The sequence below is a fragment of the Cellulomonas sp. KH9 genome (assembly GCF_900114185.1).
Classification (GTDB): Bacteria; Actinomycetota; Actinomycetes; order Actinomycetales; family Cellulomonadaceae; genus Cellulomonas.
Window position 1 is genome coordinate 457,286 of record NZ_FOSE01000003.1, and the last position, 20,155, is coordinate 477,440.

Sequence of the window (20,155 nt, forward strand, 5' to 3'; positions counted from 1 at the left end):
CGGAACGGCGATGACGCGGGGCCACCACCCCGCCCCGGTGCTCCACGCAGGCGTCCGGCGACCCGGTGCCCGAGGTGGGTGCCCGGCCCGGGCTGCCGCGCGCCGGACCGGTCACCGGCGCACGACCCGTGGCGGCGTGGGCGCCGGTGCTGTGCCGTGGTCGCGGGTGCGGATGTGCGAAGGAGGAGATGTGGCAGGAGCAGGCCGACGTCGGTCCGGAGGCTCGCGAGCGGGCACCGGAGGCTCGCGCGCCGGTACCGGTGTCCAGCGCCGCAAGGCGCCGCGCGCCGTCGAGCGCGGGCTCGTCCCGGTGCTCGCCGAGGTCGCCCGCGAGGTCGACCGCGCCGTGCAGCGCACACCCACCCGCCCGTCCGTCCGGACGAAGTTCCAGGTCGTCGCGCTGCTGGTCCGCGAGGAGCGCGCACGCCTCATGGCCGACGAGCAGACCGGGCAGTCCCGCCGCAGCCAGCAGCTCAAGCGGCTCGACGACATCGCGACGATGCTCGCCCGCACCGCGGCCCGCGACACGTCCCTGCTCGCGCTGCTCGCCGACGACGCCCGGCTGTCCGACGCGGCGCACGCGTACAAGGCGACCGTGATGCGCGCGGCCGGCATGGAGCCGCCTGCCGAGGAGCCCGCCCCCGCGGCCCCGACGACGCCCGTCGTCGTCCCCGAGAACCGCGTGGTGCCGCAGTCGGTGCGCTCGCGCCAGCTCGCCAACCCGTTCCTCGCACCGGACTTCGAGGCCGCCGCCGAGCGCCGGGCCGCGCAGCCCCGCCGGCTGGCCGGCTGGGAGCTGCTCGAGCCGCTGTTCCGCTCCTTCGAGTACGGCGCCACCGGCGCACCCGCCTGCATGCCGCTGCCCACGCCGCGGGTCGTGCCCGTGCCCGCCGGTCGCGAGCTCATGCCGCACCAGGCGCAGGTCGTCGCCGCGACCGCCACCGGCCACCGCACGTTCCTGCTCGCCGACGAGCCCGGCCTGGGCAAGACCGCCCAGGCGCTGCTGGCCGCGCAGGCCGCCGACGCCTACCCGCTGCTCGTCGTGGCCCCCAACGTCGTCAAGACCAACTGGGCGCACGAGGTCGGGCTGTGGACGCCGTTCCGTCAGGCCACGGTCGTGCACGGCGACGGTGAGCAGGTCGACGCGTTCGCGGACGTCGTCATCGTCAACTACGACATCCTCGACCGGCACGTGGGGTGGCTCGGCGACTTCGGGTTCCGCGGGATGGTCGTCGACGAGGCGCACTTCATCAAGAACAAGACGTCGCAGCGCTCGCAGCACGTGCTCGCGCTGTCCGAGCGCATCCGCGCCCGTGCGGGCCGCCCGCTGCTGATGGCGCTGACCGGCACGCCGCTCATCAACGACATCGAGGACTTCCGCGCGATCTGGCAGTTCCTCGGGTGGATCGACGACACCAAGCCGCTCGGCCGGCTCATGACGGCGCTGGAGGAGACGGGTCTGACGCCCGCCGACCCGGGCTTCTACACCGCCGCGCGCAACGCCGTCATCGACATGGGCATCGTGCGTCGTCGCAAGGTCGACGTCGCCGCCGACATCCCCGCGCGCCGCGTGGCCGACCTGCCGGTCGAGCTCGACGGGGCCACGGGGCGCTCGATCCGCGCGGCCGAGGCGGCGCTGGCGCAGCGGCTCCTCGGTCGGTACCGCGCCGCCCTGGAGGCGCGCACGGGCGACCCGTCCGTCGACGGGCTGGACCTGGACCTGGCGCGTCGTGTCGCGGCCGCCGAGCTCAAGGACTCGAGCTCGAAGGCCAAGGGCGAGAACGTCTTCACGATGGTGCGGCGCATCGGCCAGGCCAAGGCCGGACCGGCCGCGGACTACGCCGCCCAGCTGGCCCGCAACGTCGGCAAGGTCGTCTTCTTCGCCAAGCACGTCGACGTCATGGACGCCGCCGAGCAGACGTTCGCCGAGCGGGGCATCCGGTTCGCCTCGATCCGGGGCGACCAGACCCCGCGGGTGCGTGAGAAGAACGTCGCGGCGTTCGTCGGGGACCCCGACGTGCAGATCGCGGTGTGCTCGCTCATGGCCGCCGGCGTGGGGCTGAACCTGCAGGTCGCGTCGAACCTCGTGCTGGCCGAGCTGTCGTGGACGGACGCCGAGCAGACGCAGGCCATCGACCGGGTGCACCGCATCGGCCAGGGCGACCCGGTGACGGCCTGGCGGATCATCGCCGCGCAGACCATCGACGCCAAGATCGCCGAGCTCATCGACAGCAAGTCCGGTCTGGCCGCGCGGGCGCTGGACGGCGCGGGCGAGGACACGGAGTCGTCGACGGACGTGCAGCTCGACGCGCTGGTCTCGATGCTCACCGACGCCTGGGCGGCCGACCGCACCGCGTGACGACCCCGGCGCGCCGTCCCCGTGCAGCCGGTCGGCGCACGGGGACGGCGCCGCGGGTCAGACGCCGACGCGCACGCGGTACCGCTCGACCAGGGCGACGAACGCGTCCAGGTAGCCGCGCAGGAAGGCGGCCGTGCGCGGGTCGGTGACCTGGCCGTCCTCGGTGAACAGGTCGGGCGTGCTCTGGATGAACCCCTCGGGCTGGCCCAGCGTCGGGGCGTCGAGGTGGCTGAGGATCGTCTTGAGGTGCTGCTGGGCGAGCGCAGCACCCGTCCCGCCGGGGGACGTGCCGACGACGGCCGTCGGCTTGCCACCGAAGACGTTGGCGCCGTAGGGGCGCACCGCCCAGTCGAGCGCGTTCTTGAGGACGCCGGGGATGGAGCGGCTGTACTCGGGCGTGACGATGAGGACGCCGTCGACGTCGCTCACGGCCTGCTTGAACGCGCGCGCGGCCGCGGGGAGGTCGGAGTCGTGGTCGGGGGAGTAGTGGGGCAGGTCCCCGATGGGGATCTCGACGAGCGTGACGCCGTCCGGGGCGACGCGCTCGAACGCACGGGCCAGGCGGCGGTTGATCGAGGTGGAGGAGATGCTGCCGACGATGTAGCCGATGGTGGTCATGGGGTGCTCCGGGATGTCGAGGAGGAGTCGGCGTGGTGGCCGCGTCCCACATGTCTATCAAACAGATGGTGCGACAAACTAGATGTCTAGCCATCTGTATGGCGGAAGCGGCATCGCTTCGTGACCGCGTACGATCAGCGCATGGACGACCGGGAGTGCGACGAGGGCCCCGGCGCCCTCGCGGCGATGCCGGGGGCGGACCTGGGGTGGTGCCTCGGCGTGGTCCTGCGCCGGTGGACCGAGCTGGTGGAGGAGGCGTCCGCGGGCGTGCCCCACGGCACGCGCGGCTACCAGATCCTCTCCGTGGTCGGCCACAACGACCCCCCGACCCAGAGCGGCCTGGCCAAGCACCTGCGCATCGACAAGACGGTGATGCCCTACGTCATCGACGCGCTCGAGCAGGCCGGCCTGGTCGAGCGGCGCATGGACCCCACCGACCGCCGGGTCCGCCGCATCGCGCTGACCCCGCACGGCGAGGCCACGCTCGCCGACCTCGAGGCGAAGGTCGCGGCCGCCGAGGACGCGGTGTTCGACGGTGTGCCCGACGACGCGCGACGCGAGTTCACGCAGCGCGCGGCCGAGCTCGCCGCGACCGTCCACGGCGCGCAGCCCGCCCTCGACCCCTGCCTCGCGGCGCGGGACGCCCTGACGGACCCCGCGCTGGGCGCGGGCTCCCGGTAGTCCGTCCGGGCCGTGATGACGAGCGACGAGGGCGGGACGGCCCCCGCGGCGCGGCTCGCCCGGATCGAGCCCGGCACCACCACGGCCGCGGCCCTCGAGCTCTTCGACGACCTGCCCCCGCTCGGGGTCGACGAGATGCTGGGCCGCTGGGCCGGGCGCGGCGTCCCCACGGCGCACCCGTTCGACGGGCTGCTCGAGGCGCTCGGCTGGTACGGCAAGCGCATGGACGGACCCGACGACGTCCACCCCCTGGTGTTCCACGCGGCGCGCGGCGACCGTCTCGTCGCGATCACGCCCACGCTCCTGCCGCTGGGGCCCGCGCTGCGCCTGGCGCCCGTGGTACCGCCCGCTGTCGCCGCGCGGGCCTTCGCGGCCCTGCGCCCGCTGCTGACGACCTCACGCCCGCAGGCTCGCCTGCGCACCGTGACGTACCGCGGGGTGGCCTCCGCCGCGATGGTCTACGACCGGTTGCCGATCATCGACGCGTTCCGTCGCGTCGACGGTCGCACCGTGCTCGGCGTCATGGACCTGCGGGGGTCGGCGCTCCCGTACGTCTTCGTGCTGCGGCAGGAGGGCTAGCACGGGCCCGGGCGCCGCACCGGTGAGCCTGCACGGAGCGCGGCCGCGGCGGGTCAGAATGTGGTGCTGCGTCCGCAACAGTCGTCCGAACCTCTCCGGTTCGACTGGAAACGGACATCAGGTTGTGCTGGGCTACCGCGCACGCGTCCCCCGCGCGTCGTCTGTGTCACGCCCCCCGAAGCCGAGGTGCCCCGTTGACCACCGTCACACACAGCTCTCCGTCCGACGACCGACCGGCGGAAGCGAGGGGAGCCCGCTCCGCGCGTGAACGGCAGGTCAGCGACTTCACCGAGCTCGCCCGCGTGGTCCGGGAGATGGGCCTCATGCGGCGCCGGCACGCGTACTACTGGACCCGGTTCGCCGTCCTCACGCTGACGCTGGTCGGCATCGGGGTGGCGTTCGTGCTCATCGGCCCGTCGTGGTGGCAGATGGTGACCGCGGCCGTGCTCGCGGTCGTGCTGGGCCAGGTGATGTTCCTGGGCCACGACGCCGCGCACAAGCAGATCTTCGCCTCCAGCCGGTGGAACGACTGGGCCAGCCTCGTCATCGCCAACCTGTACGCGGGCATGAGCTACGGGTGGTGGAACCACAAGCACGGCCGGCACCACGCCAAGCCCAACACCGTCGGCGCCGACGGCGACATCCAGCCCGGCGTCCTCGTCTTCACCACCGAGAACCTCGAGAAGACCCGCACCGGGCTGAAGGGGTGGTTCGCGCAGCGCCAGGGGTGGTTCTTCTTCCCGCTGCTGCTGCTCGAGGGCATCAACCTGCACGCGTCGGGGGTCAAGACGATCTTCGGTCGGGGACCCGTGAAGCACCGGGCCGTCGAGATCACGCTCGTCACGGTCCGCCTGGGCGGCTACCTCGCGCTCGTCTTCTGGGTCCTGCCGGTCGGCATGGCGCTGGCCTTCCTCGGGGTGCAGCTCGGCCTCTTCGGCGTGTACATGGGGGCGTCGTTCGCGCCCAACCACAAGGGCATGCCCGTGGTCCCCGCGTCGGCCAAGATGGACTTCCTGCGCCGCCAGGTGCTGCTCAGCCGCAACATCACCGGCGGGCGCCTGGTCGACTGGTTCATGGGCGGCCTGAACCACCAGGTCGAGCACCACCTCTTCCCGAGCATGCCCAGCCCGGCGCTGCGGGCCGCGCGCCCGGTCGTGCAGGAGTTCTGCGAGTCGCGCGGCATCACCTACACGCAGACCACCCTGCTGGAGTCCTACCGGATCGTCGTGCGGTACCTCAACGAGGTGGGCCTGGCCGCGCGCGACCCGTTCCAGTGCCCGCTCGTGGCGGAGTACCGCATGGCGCGCTGACCGACCGGTCGCCCGCGCGACCGCCTGACCGGGTCTGCCCCTTGAAACGTGCGAGACGGGCGTTTCGTGCATACTGGCTCGGGTCGGCCCGCGAGGGTCGGCATCCATGCGCTGGGGGGCACCATGGGGACGATGTCGTCGGGCCGTACGCGGCGAGCCGTGGCAGTGCTGTGGTCGATGGTGGTGGTCGTCGCACTGGTCGGCGGGACCACGGCCCAGGGGAGCGCCCCGGTCGCTCCGCTCGCCGTGCCCGTCCCGACGGGCAACGAGGCCGTCATCTCGGTGCGGGTCGGTGCGGATCGGGTGGGCACGAGCGCCGTCTCCGGCGTCGCGGGCACGACCCTGCAGCTCTACGACGGGACGACCGCGCCGACGACACCGGTCGCCGACGCGTGGGCGACGTGCGTGTCCGACGCCGACGGGGACTGCTCCTTCGTCGTCCCTGACACCCAGGCTGGGCGGTTCGGGTGCTTCAGCAGCGACGCCGGGGACAACTGCGACCGCCGGTTCTGGGTGGTGCAGACCGGCGCCCCCGACGGGTTCTTCATCAACCCGACCTTGCGCACCGGCCCCGGCGACGGCACCGGCTCGGAGCTCACGCCCTACCGGTTCCGCACCGGGGCGACCCTGAGAGCCGGCAACACGTACACCTCGCAGACGACCTTCATGGTGTCGTCGGGCTCCACCAACCGCACCGCGTCGGGCGGCGTCTGGCAGCAGTCGCGCGTGAACCCCGCGCTCACCACGCAGTGCGGGCTCAACGTCGCGCTCGTGCTCGACCTGTCCGGTTCCGTCACGCAGACGCAGCTCCCGCAGCTCAAGGGTGCCGCGGACACGTTCATCGACTCGCTCGTCGGCACACCCTCGGACGTGGCGCTCTTCTCCTTCTCGACGGTCTCGCCCGCTGAGGGCGCCGACCAGAACTACCCCGGGCTCACGGGCGTGGCGACCCAGGCCGGTGCCGACCAGGTCAAGGCGCGCTACGCGTCGTGGACGGCCGGCGGCGGCACCAACTGGGACCGGGGCCTCGCGGTGGCCGCCGAGGCGAACCCGACGTACGACATCGTCGTGGTCATCACCGACGGCGACCCCACGTTCTACTCCCAGCCCGCCGAGGGGCCGGGCAACTTCAGCCGCCTGCGTGAGGTCGGCAACGGCGTCTTCTCGGCCAACGCCGTCAAGGCGGAGGGCTCCCGGGTGCTCGCGGTGGGCGTCGGGTCGGGCGTCAGCGACCCGGCGACGGCGGTCAACCTCGCGGCGATCTCGGGCCCGACCGCGTACGACGGCACGAACGTGCTCACGGCGGACTACTTCCAGGTGTCGGACTACGAGGTCGTCGGGCAGGGCCTGCGCCAGCTGGCCCTGGGGGAGTGCGCCGGGTCGCTGTCGGTCGTCAAGCAGCTCGTCGGGTCGGACGGCGACATCACGACCGCCGAGCCCGGCGGTGCCGGCTGGACCTTCGACGCCGCGACGACGTCGCCCGGTGTCACGCTGGGCACGACCAGCGCCACGACGGACCAGACCAGCGCGGTGAACTTCCCGCTCACGTACGACGGCGGCGTCACCTCGGGGACGGTCGCGGTGACCGAGCAGACGCAGGCGGGCACGACGCCCTTCCCGGTGGACGGTGCCAACGCGGTCTGCCGCGACATCGACGCCGGCACCAGCCTGCCCGTGACCAACACGGGCCCCGGCGGCTTCAGCGTGGACGTCGCCAACACGGAGGCCGTGAGCTGCACCGTGTACAACCAGGTCGCCGACCCCGCGACCGTCACGGTCGACAAGGAGTGGGTGATCAACGGCGCGGACCCCGTCCCGCAGGGCAACCAGCCCGGCGGGTTCACGTCCCAGCTCACCCTCACCGGGCCGGGCGGCGCCGCCGCGACCGAGCAGAACTGGCGCGTCACCCGGACCGGCTACGTCGCCGGTGAGTCCGTCACGATCGACGAGGAGGTCACGCTTGACCCGGTCGCGATCGACGCGGACCTGTGCACGGTCGCGACACCGCAGATCGTCGAGGTCGACGGCGCGGTCGTGACGCCGGTCGACGTGCCGGCGACCGGCTACCAGACCGCCCTGGTGGCGGGCGCCAACACGTTCACGATCCGCAACACCGTCACGTGCGAGTCTCGGCTCACCCTGGTCAAGGACGCCCAGGGGACGGCCGACCCGACGCAGTGGACGCTGTCGGCGCTGCCCGCGCCGGACGCCCCGGCGGGGCAGCTGCCGGGGCCGACCGGGACCACCGGCGCCGCGGGCGCGACCGACCAGGTCGTGACCGCCAACGTCCCGTACCAGCTCGCCGAGTCCGGCGGTCCGCCGACCTACGTCCAGGTGGACGAGCGCACGGACCTGCAGACCTACCCGGCGTCGACAGGGTCCTGGAACTGCCTGCGCGTCGACGCCGACGGCAACGAGGTCGCGGGCTACGGCGACGGCCTCAACGGTGGCGTCACCGTGCCGATCGCCGAGCGGATCGTGTGCACCGCGACCAACCAGACGGCGCAGCTGGCTCTCGCCAAGGAGGTCGTCAACGACGCCGGCGGCACCGCCACCCCGGCGGACTTCACGCTGCGCGCCGTACCGTCCACGTCGCCGCCGGTCGAAGGTCTGACGACCGTCGAGGTGACCGGTGCCGCGCCGGACGCCGCGACGTCCGTCGAGGTGCGGCCGGGGCACCCCTACGCACTGAGCGAGAGCGGGCCGGCGGGCTACACCTCGACGGAGATCCAGTGCACCGTCGACGGCGAGACCCGGGCCGTCACCGAGATCACCCTCGAGGCCGGACAGGACGTCCTGTGCGTCTTCGTCAACGACGACGACCCGGCCGAGCTGACGCTGCGCAAGGTCGTCGACGCCGGCACGACCGGCGCGACCCAGACACCGGCGGACTGGACGCTGACGGCGACGCCGCAGGGCACCACGGAGCAGGAGCCGGTGTCGGGCAACGGGGCCGACGGCGTCACGGACGTCGAGGTCGTCGCCGGCAGCTACGCGCTGACGGAGTCCGAGGTCGCCGGGTTCGAGGCGGGTGACTGGACGTGCGTCGACGCGTCCGGCGCGACGGTCACCGTCACCGCCGGGGTCGTCGCACTGACGCCCGGTGCGGACGTGACGTGCTCGATCACCAACACGGCGGTCGCTCCGACGCTCACGCTGGTCAAGCAGGTCGTCAACGACCAGGGCGGCACGGCTGTGGCGACCGACTGGACGCTGACGGCCACGGGCCCGACCGCGGGCGTGACGGGGACGACCGGGGCGGCGGCGATCACGCAGGCCCCGGTCGCGATCGGCGCGTACACGCTGTCGGAGTCCGGCGGCCCGGCGGGGTACACCGCGGGCGACTGGACGTGCCTGGACGGGCAGACCGACGTGCCGGTCACGGACGGGGTCGTGACGGTGGCGCTGGGCCAGGACGTGACGTGCACGATCGTCAACGACGACGCCGCCGCGCTGCTGACGCTGCGCAAGGTCGTGGACGCGGGCACGACCGGCGCCACCCAGACGCCGGCGGACTGGACGCTGACCGCGACCCCGCAGGGCATCACGGGTCAGGACCCGGTCAGCGGTGACGGGGCGTCCGGCGTGACGTCGGTGGAGGTCTTCGCCGGCGGGTACGCGCTCTCGGAGTCCGACGTCGCGGGGTTCGAGGCCGGTACGTGGGCGTGCACCGACGCGGCGGGTGAGGTGGCCGTGGCGGACGACGTCGTGACCCTCGCCAACGGCGCGGACGTGACCTGCACGATCACCAACACGGCGGTCACGCCGACGCTGACGCTGCAGAAGCAGGTCGTCAACGACCAGGGCGGCACGGCCGTGGCGACGGACTGGACGCTGACGGCGACCGGGCCGACGGCGGGCGTGAGTGGCGCGACCGGTGACCCGGCGGTCACGCAGGCGCCGGTCGCGGTCGGCGACTACACGCTGTCCGAGTCCGGCCCGGCGGGGTACACCGCGGGCGACTGGACGTGCCTGGACGGTCAGACCAGCGTGCCCGTGACGGACGGCGTCGTGACCGTGGCGGTCGGGCAGGACGTCACCTGCACCGTCGTCAACGCCGACCAGCCTGCGCTGCTGACGCTGCGCAAGGTCGTGGACGCGGGTGCGAGTGGTGCCACGCAGACGCCGGCGGACTGGACGCTGACCGCGACGCCGCAGGGCGTCACGGGTCAGGGCCCGGTCAGCGGTGACGGGGCGTCGGGTGTGACGTCCGTGGCGGTCTTCGCCGGCGGCTACGCGCTGTCGGAGTCCGAGGTGGCCGGGTTCGAGGCGGGCACGTGGGCGTGCACCGACGCGGCGGGTGAGGTGGCCGTGGCGGACGACGTCGTGACCCTCGCCAACGGCGCGGACGTGACCTGCACGATCACGAACACGGCGGTCGCGCCGACGCTCACGCTCGTCAAGGAGGTCACCAACGACCACGGCGGCACGGCCACGCCGGCCGACTGGACGCTGACGGCGACCGGGCCGACGGCGGGCGTGAGCGGCGCGACCGGTGACCCGGCGGTCACGCAGGTGCCGGTCGCGATCGGTGACTACACGCTGTCGGAGTCCGGCCCGGCGGGGTACACGGCGGGCGACTGGACCTGCTCGGACGGGCAGACGGACGTGCCGGTCACCGACGGGGTCGTGACGGTCGAGCTGGGCCAGGACGTCACGTGCACCGTCGTGAACGACGACGAGCCGGGCGTGCTCACCCTGACGAAGGTCGTGGTCAACGACAACGGCGGCACCGCCGAGGCGACCGACTGGACCCTGACCGCGGACGGCCCGACCGCCGGCGTCAGCGGCGCCAGCGGAAGCGACCCGGTGACCGGCGTCGAGGTCGCGGCCGGTGCGTACACGCTGTCGGAGTCCGGCGGCCCGGCGGGGTACACCGCGGGCGACTGGACGTGCCTGGACGGGCAGACCGACGTGCCGGTCACGGACGGGGTCGTGACGGTGGCGCTGGGCCAGGACGTGACGTGCACGATCGTCAACGACGACGCCGCCGCGCTGCTGACGCTGCGCAAGGTGGTGGACGCGGGTGCCAGCGGCGCCACCCAGACGCCGGCGGACTGGACGCTGACCGCGACCCCGCAGGGCATCACGGGTCAGGGCCCGGTCAGCGGTGACGGGGCGTCCGGCGTGACGTCGGTGGAGGTCTTCGCCGGCGGGTACGCGCTCTCGGAGTCCGACGTCGCCGGGTTCGAGGCCGGTACGTGGGCGTGCACCGATGCGGCGGGTGAGGTGGCCGTGGCGGACGACGTCGTGACCCTCGCCAACGGCGCGGACGTCACGTGCACGATCACCAACACGGCGGTCGCGGCGACGCTCACGCTCGTCAAGGAGGTCACCAACGACCACGGCGGCACGGCCGTGGCGACCGACTGGACGCTGACCGCGACCGGTCCCACGAGCGGGCTCACCGGGACCACCGGGGCTCCCGCCGTCACCGCGGCGACCGTCGCGATCGGCGACTACGCCCTGTCCGAGAGCGGCCCGGCCGGGTACGCGGCCGGCGACTGGACCTGCGTCGACGGCGATGGCACCGACGTGCCGGTCACCGGTGGCACCGTGACGGTGGCGCTGGACCAGGACGTCACGTGCACCGTCGTGAACGACGACCTCCCGGCGGTGCTCACGCTGACCAAGGTGGTCGTCAACGACCACGGCGGCACCGCCGAGGCGACGGACTGGACGCTGACCGCCGACGGCCCGACCGCGGGCGTCAGCGGCGTGTCGGGGACCACGGCGGTCACAGGGGCCGAGGTGAGCGCGGGCACGTACGACCTCGCGGAGGACGGTCCGCCCGACTACACGGCGTCGGCGTGGTCCTGCGAGGGCGGCAGCCTCACCGGCTCGGCGCTCACCGTGACGAACGGGGAGACGGTCGTCTGCACGATCACGAACACGTTCGACGCGCCGGTGCTCACGCTCGTCAAGGAGGTCGTCAACGACGACACCGGGACGGCCGTCGCCACGGACTGGACGCTGTCCGCCGACGGCCCGGAGCCGGTCAGCGGCACGACCGGCAGCACGGTGGTCACCGACGCGCCCGTGGCGCCCGGCGCGTACACGCTGTCCGAGTCGGGGCCCGAGGGCTACGCGTCCACGGGCTGGGTCTGCGAGAACCGTGGCGCCCCGCTGACGCTCGAGGACGACACCGTCGAGCTCGCCGCCGGTGACGCGGTCACGTGCACGGTCGTCAACGACGACGTGCCACCGCCGACCTGGACGGTCGTGAAGACCAGCGACCCCGTGTCCGGGGCCGAGGTGCAGCCGGGCCAGGTCGTCACCTACCTGCTGGTGGCGACGGTCCTGACCGGTGACAGCGTCGACGGCGTCGTCATCACGGACGACCTGTCGCAGGTCCTGCCGTCGGCGACGTTCGTCGAGGGCAGCATCGAGGCGGGCACCGGTACCGCGTCGCTCGACGGCACCTCGCTGACGTGGGACGTCGGGACGCTCGAGGGCGAGCAGACGCTCACCTACCAGGTGCGCGTGGCCGACGACGTCGACGGGGACGTGCTGCGGAACGTGGTCACGGCTCCCGGCGCCGAGCCGTGCGACCCCGAGCCCCAGGTCCTGGGCAGCCGCGGATTCGCCGTCGTGGCCGCCGTGGCCGCCGCGGACGACCCCGAGTGGTGCCGGACGACCGAGCACACCACGCCGACGGTCACCCCGACGCCGGCACCCACGCCGGTGCCGGTGCCCCCCGCGAGCGGCTCCGGGTGGTACGGCGGCCTGGCCACCACGGGCGCGGCGATCGCGCCGCTGCTCCTGGCGGCGCTCGCGCTGCTCACCGCCGGTGCGGCGGTCACACGGACCGTGCGGCGCCGGGCACGGGGCGACGGTCCTGACGCCGCGGGCGGCGCGACGGGGTGACGGACGGCGGCGGTGACGGGCGGCGTCCGGTGACGTCGCCCGTCACCGAACCGGATCAGGTCGGCCCTGACCGCTATCTGATTCTCTGATCCAGGCGTAGCCTGGGGTCATGCGCACCGTCACCGCCACCCACGCCTCGCGCGGGTTCTCCGACCTGCTCGACGCCGTCGAGCACGGTGACACCATCGCCATCACCCGTGGTGGCCGGGTCGTCGCCGAGATCCGGCCCGCCGCCGCGACGACCGGTCGTGCCCTGCGTGAGGCGTTGAGCAGGGTGCCGCGCCTGGACGACGACGTCGAGAGCGACGTCGTGGCGGCGACGGCGCTCCTGGTGCCGGACGAGAGCGACCCGTGGCGCGTCGGCTGATCCTCGACACCAGCACCCTCATCGCCTACGAGCGCGGCACCGTCGACCGCGCGTCCCTCGACGACGACGACCTCGCGATCGCGACGGTCACGGTGGCCGAGCTCCGCACGGGCATCGAGCTCGCCGACACGGCCGCCCGTGCCGCCGAGCGCGCCCGTGTCCTGGCCGCGATCACGTCCGCGGTGACGGTCCTCGACTACACCGAGCGCACGGCGGTCGAGCATGCCCGCCTCATCGCGCACGTGCGACGGGCAGGGGAGCCGCGCGGCGGCCACGACCTGATCATCGCGGCGCACGCCGCCGAGCACGGTCGTGCCGTCGCGTCGCACGACGTCCGTGCTCGCTTCCACGGCCTGCCCGGGGTCGAGGTGGTCGACGTCCCGGGTGCCTGACCCCCGGGAAGGTGCCGCTGCCGCGTCAGCGCGGATCCGGCGGGCCCGGACGGGCCGTCTCCTCAACCGTCCTGCTCGGCCGACAGGCCCGTCGGGTCGTCGGCCCGCTCGCCGGCGCGCTGGGCGTCGAGCTGCCGCAGCGCGTTGTCCGGCACCGGCTCCTGTGCCAGGCCGCGACGCATCTGCTCGACCTCCGACGCCGGCGCGCGCGGCGGCAGCAGCGGGGTGTCGCGGTCGACGACGGCCTGCACGACGCACGGCCGGTCCGCGGCCAGCGCGATGCGCCACGCGTCGGGGACGTCCGCCGGGTCGCTCACCCGGACGGCGGCCAGGCCGAGCAGCTCGGCGTAGTCGGCGTACGGGAACGACGGCACCTCCTGCGAGACGTCGAAGCGCGGGTCGCCCTCCATCTCGCGCTGCTCCCACGTGACCTCCGCCAGGTCCCCGTTGTCCAGCACGAGCACGACGAACCGCGGGTCGGACCAGTCGCGCCAGCGGGCTGCGACCGTCACCAGCTCGTTGATGCCGTTCATCAGCATGGCGCCGTCCCCGGCCAGCGCGACCACGGGCCGGTCGGGGTGCAGCAGCTTGGCGGCGATCCCGTACGGCAGGGCCGAGCCCATCGACGCCAGGGTGCTCGACAGGTGCGCCGGCACGCCCGGCGGCAGGCGCAGGTGCCGGGCGTACCAGTACGTGACCGAGCCGACGTCGACCGACACCTGGGCGTCCTCGGGCAGGTGCGCGGACAGCTCGTGCAGCAGCAGCTGGGGGTTGAGCGGCTCGGCCGGCGTCGCGACGCGCTCGGTCGCGATGCGCCGCCAGGACTCGACGGCCGCGGTCACCTCGTCCCGCCACGGGCCCGAGCGCTCCGGCAGCCGGGTCAGCAGCGCGTCGAGCGTCGCGGCCGCGTCCCCCGCGAGGGGCGCCTCGACCGGGTACTTCGCACCCAGGTTGCGCGCGGCGACGTCCACCTGGACGGTCCGCGCCTGCCCCAGCGGCGGGTAGAACTCCGTCCACGGGTCGTTGCTGCCGACGATCAGCAAGGTGTCGCAGCGGCCGAGCAGGTCGGCCGACGCGGTCGTGCCCAGGTGCCCCATGACCCCGCCGTGCACGGGCAGGCCCTCGTCGAACAGGGGCTTGCCGAGCAGCGACGTGACGAGCCCGGCGCCCAGCCGCTCGACGACCGCGAGCACCTGGTCGGTCGCGCCGCGGGCGCCGCGGCCCGCGAGGACCACGACCCGCTCGCCGGCGGTGAGCACCCGCGCGGCGCGGTCGAGGTCGTCGTCGGGCGGTACGCACACCGTGCGCGACACCGCGCGCGACGTCTGCACGACGCCGTGCGCCTGCTCCGGGCCGGTGGCCGCGGCCTGCTGCACGTCGTGCGGGACGATCACGCACGTCGGGCTGGACGTCGCGACCGCGGTGCGGAACGCCGCGTCCAGGACGGCCGGCAGCTGCTCGGGCGTCGTCACGGTCTGCAGGTACTGCGCGCACACGTCCTTGAGCAGGACCGGCAGGTCCACCTCCTGCAGGTACCCCGTGCCCAGCGCGGTGGTCGCCACCTGCCCGACGATCGCCACGACGGGTGTGCGGTCGAGCTTGGCGTCGTAGAGCCCGGTGAGCAGGTGGATCGCCCCGGGGCCCTGCGTCGCCAGGCACACGCCCACGCCGCCGGAGTACTTGGCGTGGCCGGTGGCCATGAACGCGGCCATCTCCTCGTGCCGCGCGGTGACGAGCTCGATGTCGCCGCCCGCCCGCGCGAGTGCCGCCAGCAGCGGGTCGATGCCGTCCCCGGCGTACCCGAAGACCCGTCCCACGCCCCAGTCGCCGAGCCGCTGCACGATCGCGTCCGCCACCGTCGTCATCGCGTCCCCCTCCGCCTCGTCCCCCACCGATGCTGCGGGTCCGGGCGGGATGCCGCATCCGGGCGGGTGGTCCGCCGGTGCGTCGCACCGCAGGGTCGTCCGGAACGCCCGGCGTCCCGCACCATGGGGGCATGCGAGCGAACGCCTGGGCACGACCGGTGGTGGCGACGCTGCTGGGCGCGGCCGTGCTGGCGGGGTGCGCGAGCGCACCGCCCGCGCCCGCGCCCGTGGTCGTGCGCGCACCCGTCGACGTCGTGAAGGGCGCGGTCCCGGCACCCCCGACGGTCCCGGCGGCGGACCTGTCCACGCTGCCCGTCGCCGAGCCGCGCAACCTCGTGCCCGGGCTGCCCGGCACCGACGGCCTCGAGCAGCGGCGCAACGACGACCCCGCGCTCGGCACCTGGCAGACCGCGACCGTCGTGCGGGACACCGCCGGGTACGACGCGGTCGGCGGCAGCCCCGTGGCGACGGTGCCCGCGGTGACGCTCGACGTGCCCACGGTGCTGCCCGTCGTCGAGCAGCGCGGCGGGTGGCTGCGCGTGATGCTCGCGACGCGCAGCGCCCTGCCCAGCCAGGACGTCGCGCAGGTCAACGGGCGCACCGCCTGGATCCGCGCGCAGGACACGACCCCGTCCGGCACCGACTGGCGTCTGCACCTCGACCTCGCGGCGCTGACCCTGACGATCGACGACGGCGCGACGACCCGCACCGTGCCGGTGAAGGCGGTGGGTGCACCGGCCACGCCGACGCCCGCGATCCCGCAGTTCGTCGTCGGGTCGCAGTGGGAGCAGCCCGGCACCTCCACGCCGCGCGTGCTGCTGCTGTCGAGCCAGAGCGAGACCATCGACGTCTACGACACGGCCACCGGCACGTCGGCGACAGCCATCCACACCAGCCCGTTCGACCGCACCGGGGCCATCTCCAACGGCTGCGTCCGGGTGAGCGAGGAGGTGCTCGACATGCTGTGGGACCAGGTCCCGGCGGGCACTGTCCTCACCGTGACCTGAGACGGTCCTCCACCGGGCGTCCGGCCGGGCGCGCCGCGCTCACCACCCGCGCGTCCCCGCACCGCCCTTGAACGGCCCCACCACCCGGCTCGTGCGCCACCCGCCGTAGAAGTCGCCCTCCTGGGCCTGCACGGTCTCGCCGTCGACGGTGCAGACCAGTCCCGCGGGGTACAGCGCGACGTGCTCGGCCAGCGCCTCGTAGCCGCGCGCCGGGTGCGGGTAGCCCCAGGCGCCCCGCGGCCGGACCAGGCGCCGGCCGTCGGTGTCCGTGCCGACGACGTCGGCGTAGCCGGCGCGGCCCTTGAACTCGCAGAACGACTGCGCGCCCGGCACGGGCTCCAGCGCACCGGCCGTCACGTCGGCCAGCGGCAGGTAGTACGTCGGCGGGTGCGAGGTCTCCAGCACGCGCAGCGCGCGGCGGGTGTCCGCGACGACCGTGGTCCCGAGCCTCACCACGACGTGCTCCGTGCTCGGGACGACCGCGGGCGGGCGCGGGTAGTCCCAGACCGACTCCTGCCCGGGGCCGGGTACCTCGGCGGTGCGGCCGCCGGGCGGGGGTGTGCGCGGGTGCCAGGTGCGGGCGGCGTCGGGTGCCATGCCCTCACGATCGCCGACGCGCGCTCTCCCGGCGCGCCGGGAGGTGCCCACCGTTCCGTCGGCACCTGACGCTCAGCCGTCACCGCGACCTTCCGCACCGCGCGCCGTGAGGTACGCCCGCACCGCCTCGTCGTCGGTCAGCTCCGCCGCCCGACGGAACGCCCCCGCGGCCTGCGCTCCCCGCCCGGCCCGGGCCAGCAGGTCCGCGCGGACCGCCCACCACGGCTGGAACGCCGGTGACGGCTCGGGCGGCAGCGCCGCGAGCCCGGCGTCCGGGCCGTCGACCCGCCCGACGACCGCCGCGAGCGCGACCCGCCCGCCCAGGCTCGGCGCGGCCGCGTCGAGGGCCGTGTACAGCGTGCGCAGCGCCGCCCAGTCGGTGCGGCCGGTGCGGCGGCGGTCGGCGTGCACCGCCTGGATCGCCGCCTCCAGGCGGAACCGCCCGGGCACACCCGGCCGCTGCGCCCGCCGCAGCAGCGCCTCGCCCTCGGTGAGCAGGTCCGCGTCCCACGTCGCCGGGTCCTGCTCGTCGAGCGGGACGAAGACCCCCGGCGGCTGCCGGCGGGCGAGGGACAGGGTGACCAGCGCCGCGAGCGCCCACGCCTCGGGCTCGTCGCCGAGCAGCGCGGCCAGGACCACGGCCAGGTGCCGGGCCTCGCCCGCGAGGTCGTGCGCGTCCTGCCGCCAGGTGACGGCGGCGCACGCGTAGACCGCCTCCAGCACCGGCGGCAGGCGCTCGGCCATGGCCGAGCGGTCCGGCACCACGAACGGGATGCGCGCCCGGGCGATGCGCCGCTTGGCACGCACCAGGCGCTGCTGCATGGCCGCCGGCGTCACGGCGAAGGCCGTCGCGACCTGCGCCGAGTCCAGCCCGAGCACGGTCTGCAGCATCAACGGCGTGCGGACGTCGGGGGCGATGGCGGGGTGCGCGCACACGAACAGCAGCGCGAGGCGGCGGTCCGGGATCGCGGCGGGGTCGACGTCGGCGAGCGGGTCGTCCGCCGGCAGGTCGGCGAGCGTGTCGTCGAGGAGCGGCGCGGTGCGGCGGTGCGCCGCGGAGCGCCACACGTCACGGATGCGGTTGCGGGCCACGGTCAGCAGCCAGGCGTCGGGGGTGCGGGGCACGCCGTCGTCCGGCCAGCGCGTCAGCGCCTGCTCGAAGGCGTCCGCCAGGGCGTCCTGCGCCAGGGCGACGTCCCCGGACTGCGCCGCGAGCAGCGCGACCAGCCGGCCGTACGAGTCGCGGGCGGCACGCTCGGCGGCCGCCCGCGCCCGTGCGGCGCTCACGCGTTCGGCGTCCAGACGCCGTCCACCGTGTACAGCGCACCGGGCCGCACCTCGACCGCACCCCACGAGACGCCCGGCGCGCGGCGGGCCAGCTCGATCGCCGTGTCGAGGTCGGGGACGTCGACGACGAACGTTCCGCCGAGCTGGTCCTTGGTGTCCGCGAACGGGCCGTCCTGCACCTGCAGGGCACCGTCGACGGTGCGCAGCGTGGTCGTGCTCGACGACGGCTGCAGCACCTCCGCACCGATCAGGGCCCCGGCGGCCTGCAGCGTGGCCGCGTACGCGGCGAACTCACGCTCGCCCTGCGCCCAGGCGTCCTCGCCCATCTGCTCGGCCGTCATCTCGGGGTAGTGCAGCAGGATCGTGTAGCGCATGGCGTCCTCCTCGGACGGTCTCGTCGTCATCCTCGTCGCGGGCCGTGCCGGCCGCACACCCTCATGACGATCTCGGGGGCGTCCGGCAGACACCCGGCCGTCCCGGCGCCGTCACGGCGTCGGCGCACCGAACCACCGCGCCAGGTGGTCCGCGAGAGCGGCCTGGTCCTCACCGAGCCAGGCCACGTACCCGTCGGGCCGCAGCAGGACGCCCGGCAGGTCGAGCTCGTCCGTGGAGTCGACGACGTGGTCGACGCGGTCGTCCCAGCCGTCCACCGACAGCGTCCCGCCGGGATCCAGGACGAGACCCCGCCCGGCGTGCAGCAGGGAGTACAGCCGGCCGCGGGACAGGGCGACGTCCCGCAGGCGCCGACCCAGCAGCGGCGGCCCCTCGCCCAGGTCGTAGCGGATGCCGGTCCCGCTGACCCGCTCGGCCAGCAGGCGTCCCACGTCCGGCAGGGCCATCAGCTCGGTGAGCAGGCGCCGCACCGCCTGCGGACCGGGCTCGGTGCGCAGCAGCTCGCTCTGGGCGCGCGTCAGCGTCAGCACGTCCTGGGCCACCGGACGCCGCTCGTCCCCGTAGGTGTCGAGCAGCCCGTCCGGCGCCCACCCGGCCACCTGCCCCGCGAGCTTCCAGCCCAGGTCGACCGCGTCCTGGATGCCGAGGTTGAGGCCCTGCCCGCCCAGCGGCGGGTGCACGTGGGCAGCGTCCCCGGCGATCAGCACCCGGCCCACCCGGTACCGGTCGGCCAGGCGCGTGGCGTCGCCGAACCGCGTGAGCGACCGGGGGGAGTGGACCCCGAAGTCCGTGCCCGCGTACGCCTGCAGCTGCGTGCGCAGCTCGTCGAGCGTGGGCGGCACCGTGCGGTCCTCGGCGACCGCCGCCGCGGGGACGACCGCGCGGTGCAGCCCGTCACCCGCGGGCCCGACACCGAACCCCTGGTGGCGCTCGCGGACGGCGGCGACGACGCGCGCCAGCTCGTCCGGGGGCGTGGTCACCTGGACCTCGGCGAGGATCCACTCGGCCGTCGCCGCCTCACCCGGGAACCCGATGCCGACGGCGCGGCGCACCAGGCTGCGGCCACCGTCGCACCCGACCAGCCAGCGCGCTCGTTCCCGCGTCCCGTCCGCGAGCGTGACGGTGACCTGCTCGTCGTCCTGCTCGACGCCCGTGACCTCGGCCCCGCGCCGCACCCGCGTGCCCAGCTCGACCGCCCGCTCGGTCAGCAGCCGGTCGGTCACGGGCTGCGGGATGCCGAGCACGTAGCGGTGCGCCGTGTCGAGGTCAGCCGGCGCGGGCCGGTCGATCCCCGCCAGGTGCCCCACCGCCTGCGGGTACGGCGTCCCGTGCGCCAGGAACCGGTCGAGCAGCCCGCGCTGGTCCAGGACCTCGATGCTGCGCGGGTGCAGGCCGAGCGACCGCACCGCCGGGCTCGGCTCGGCGTCCCGCTCGAGCACCAGCACGTCCACGCCGTGCAGGCGCAGCTCGGCGGCCAGCATCATGCCGGTCGGCCCGCCGCCACTGATGACCACGTCCGTCATGCGTCCCCCTGTCCGCGCCCGCGCCGTCCGCGCGGCCACCACGTGCCACCGCCGAATCCCGCCACTGGTCACTCGGGAGCACTTCAGCCACCTGCTGCAGTCCCCAACTGACCAGTGGTCACCTGCCGGAGTCCCCAACTGACCAGTGGTCACCTGCCGGAGTCCCCAACTGACCAGTGGTCACCTGCCGGAGTCCCCAACTGACCAGTGGTCACCTGGGGGTACCACGGCCCCGTGTTGCTGTCCCCAACTGACCACTGGTCACTGGCCGGAGCTCCCAACTGACCAGTGGTCACCGCCCAGCGCCCGC

At 74.5% G+C, this 20,155-nt stretch carries 14 protein-coding genes; 8 read left to right on the plus strand and 6 right to left on the minus strand.

The window, feature by feature from the left end:
- The first annotated feature begins 190 nt into the window (after positions 1 to 190).
- Positions 191 to 2,359 (plus strand): DEAD/DEAH box helicase, encoded by a 2,169-nt coding sequence (locus BMZ16_RS11950; protein WP_369822554.1) that lies wholly within the window; start codon positions 191 to 193, stop codon positions 2,357 to 2,359.
- A gap of 57 nt (positions 2,360 to 2,416) precedes the next feature.
- On the opposite strand, the gene BMZ16_RS11955 is transcribed toward BMZ16_RS11950, so the two are convergent.
- Positions 2,417 to 2,977 (minus strand): NADPH-dependent FMN reductase, encoded by a 561-nt coding sequence (locus BMZ16_RS11955; RefSeq protein ID WP_089800698.1) that lies wholly within the window; start codon positions 2,975 to 2,977, stop codon positions 2,417 to 2,419.
- 141 nt (positions 2,978 to 3,118) lie between these two features.
- Between BMZ16_RS11955 and BMZ16_RS11960 the strand changes: the two genes are divergently transcribed.
- The 6 genes from BMZ16_RS11960 (at position 3,119) to BMZ16_RS11985 (ending at position 13,173) form a co-directional block, all read left to right on the plus strand.
- Positions 3,119 to 3,658 (plus strand): MarR family winged helix-turn-helix transcriptional regulator, encoded by a 540-nt coding sequence (locus BMZ16_RS11960; RefSeq protein WP_143082822.1) that lies wholly within the window; start codon positions 3,119 to 3,121, stop codon positions 3,656 to 3,658.
- 15 nt (positions 3,659 to 3,673) lie between these two features.
- Complete coding sequence (locus tag BMZ16_RS11965; RefSeq protein ID WP_089800702.1) at positions 3,674 to 4,237, plus strand: DUF4334 domain-containing protein; 564 nt, start codon at positions 3,674 to 3,676, stop codon at positions 4,235 to 4,237.
- A gap of 194 nt (positions 4,238 to 4,431) precedes the next feature.
- Positions 4,432 to 5,547, plus strand: a complete 1,116-nt coding sequence (locus BMZ16_RS11970) for a fatty acid desaturase family protein (protein ID WP_369822555.1) — start codon at positions 4,432 to 4,434, stop codon at positions 5,545 to 5,547.
- 159 nt (positions 5,548 to 5,706) lie between these two features.
- Positions 5,707 to 12,414, plus strand: coding sequence for a prealbumin-like fold domain-containing protein (locus BMZ16_RS11975; RefSeq protein ID WP_143082823.1), 6,708 nt, complete (start codon positions 5,707 to 5,709; stop codon positions 12,412 to 12,414).
- A gap of 109 nt (positions 12,415 to 12,523) precedes the next feature.
- A complete protein-coding gene (locus BMZ16_RS11980) occupies positions 12,524 to 12,781 on the plus strand; it encodes a type II toxin-antitoxin system Phd/YefM family antitoxin (RefSeq protein ID WP_089800706.1) in 258 nt (85 codons plus the stop codon).
- Positions 12,766 to 13,173, plus strand: a complete 408-nt coding sequence (locus BMZ16_RS11985) for a PIN domain-containing protein (RefSeq protein WP_089800709.1) — start codon at positions 12,766 to 12,768, stop codon at positions 13,171 to 13,173. The genes BMZ16_RS11980 and BMZ16_RS11985 overlap by 16 nt, the downstream gene beginning before the upstream one ends.
- A 62-nt stretch (positions 13,174 to 13,235) precedes the next feature.
- Here the strand turns inward: BMZ16_RS11985 and BMZ16_RS11990 are convergent, their stop codons facing one another.
- On the minus strand, positions 13,236 to 15,038 hold the full coding sequence (locus tag BMZ16_RS11990) for a thiamine pyrophosphate-requiring protein (RefSeq protein WP_089801102.1): 1,803 nt from the start codon (positions 15,036 to 15,038) through the stop codon (positions 13,236 to 13,238).
- Between the two features lie 131 nt (positions 15,039 to 15,169).
- On the opposite strand from BMZ16_RS11990, the gene BMZ16_RS11995 reads away from it, so the two are divergent.
- Complete coding sequence (locus BMZ16_RS11995) at positions 15,170 to 16,045, plus strand: L,D-transpeptidase (protein WP_089800711.1); 876 nt, start codon at positions 15,170 to 15,172, stop codon at positions 16,043 to 16,045.
- A 39-nt stretch (positions 16,046 to 16,084) separates the two neighbouring features.
- On the opposite strand, the gene BMZ16_RS12000 is transcribed toward BMZ16_RS11995, so the two are convergent.
- The 4 genes from BMZ16_RS12000 to BMZ16_RS12015 all read right to left on the minus strand — a co-directional run bounded on the left by BMZ16_RS12000 (position 16,085) and on the right by BMZ16_RS12015 (position 19,845).
- A complete protein-coding gene (locus tag BMZ16_RS12000; protein WP_089800713.1) occupies positions 16,085 to 16,642 on the minus strand; it encodes a DUF427 domain-containing protein in 558 nt (185 codons plus the stop codon).
- A gap of 72 nt (positions 16,643 to 16,714) precedes the next feature.
- Entirely contained in the window at positions 16,715 to 17,929 is a 1,215-nt protein-coding gene (locus BMZ16_RS12005; protein ID WP_089800716.1) for an RNA polymerase sigma factor, read from the minus strand.
- A complete protein-coding gene (locus tag BMZ16_RS12010) occupies positions 17,926 to 18,303 on the minus strand; it encodes a YciI family protein (protein WP_089801104.1) in 378 nt (125 codons plus the stop codon). Before BMZ16_RS12010 ends, BMZ16_RS12005 begins: the two co-directional genes overlap by 4 nt.
- A 111-nt stretch (positions 18,304 to 18,414) precedes the next feature.
- Positions 18,415 to 19,845 (minus strand): FAD-dependent monooxygenase, encoded by a 1,431-nt coding sequence (locus BMZ16_RS12015; protein ID WP_089800718.1) that lies wholly within the window; start codon positions 19,843 to 19,845, stop codon positions 18,415 to 18,417.
- Positions 19,846 to 20,155: the final 310 nt, after the last annotated feature.

Excerpts from the sequence above, each read along its gene's own strand:
- BMZ16_RS11955 (WP_089800698.1), bottom strand. The coding sequence starts at position 2,977 with ATGACCACCATCGGCTACATCGTCGGCAGCATCTCCTCCACCTCGATC.
- BMZ16_RS11960 (WP_143082822.1), top strand. The coding sequence starts at position 3,119 with ATGGACGACCGGGAGTGCGACGAGGGCCCCGGCGCCCTCGCGGCGATG.
- BMZ16_RS11965 (WP_089800702.1), top strand. The coding sequence starts at position 3,674 with ATGACGAGCGACGAGGGCGGGACGGCCCCCGCGGCGCGGCTCGCCCGG.
- BMZ16_RS11980 (WP_089800706.1), top strand. The coding sequence starts at position 12,524 with ATGCGCACCGTCACCGCCACCCACGCCTCGCGCGGGTTCTCCGACCTG.
- BMZ16_RS11990 (WP_089801102.1), bottom strand. The coding sequence starts at position 15,038 with ATGACGACGGTGGCGGACGCGATCGTGCAGCGGCTCGGCGACTGGGGC.
- BMZ16_RS11995 (WP_089800711.1), top strand. The coding sequence starts at position 15,170 with ATGCGAGCGAACGCCTGGGCACGACCGGTGGTGGCGACGCTGCTGGGC.
- BMZ16_RS12000 (WP_089800713.1), bottom strand. The coding sequence starts at position 16,642 with ATGGCACCCGACGCCGCCCGCACCTGGCACCCGCGCACACCCCCGCCC.
- BMZ16_RS12010 (WP_089801104.1), bottom strand. The coding sequence starts at position 18,303 with ATGCGCTACACGATCCTGCTGCACTACCCCGAGATGACGGCCGAGCAG.
- BMZ16_RS12015 (WP_089800718.1), bottom strand. The coding sequence starts at position 19,845 with ATGACGGACGTGGTCATCAGTGGCGGCGGGCCGACCGGCATGATGCTG.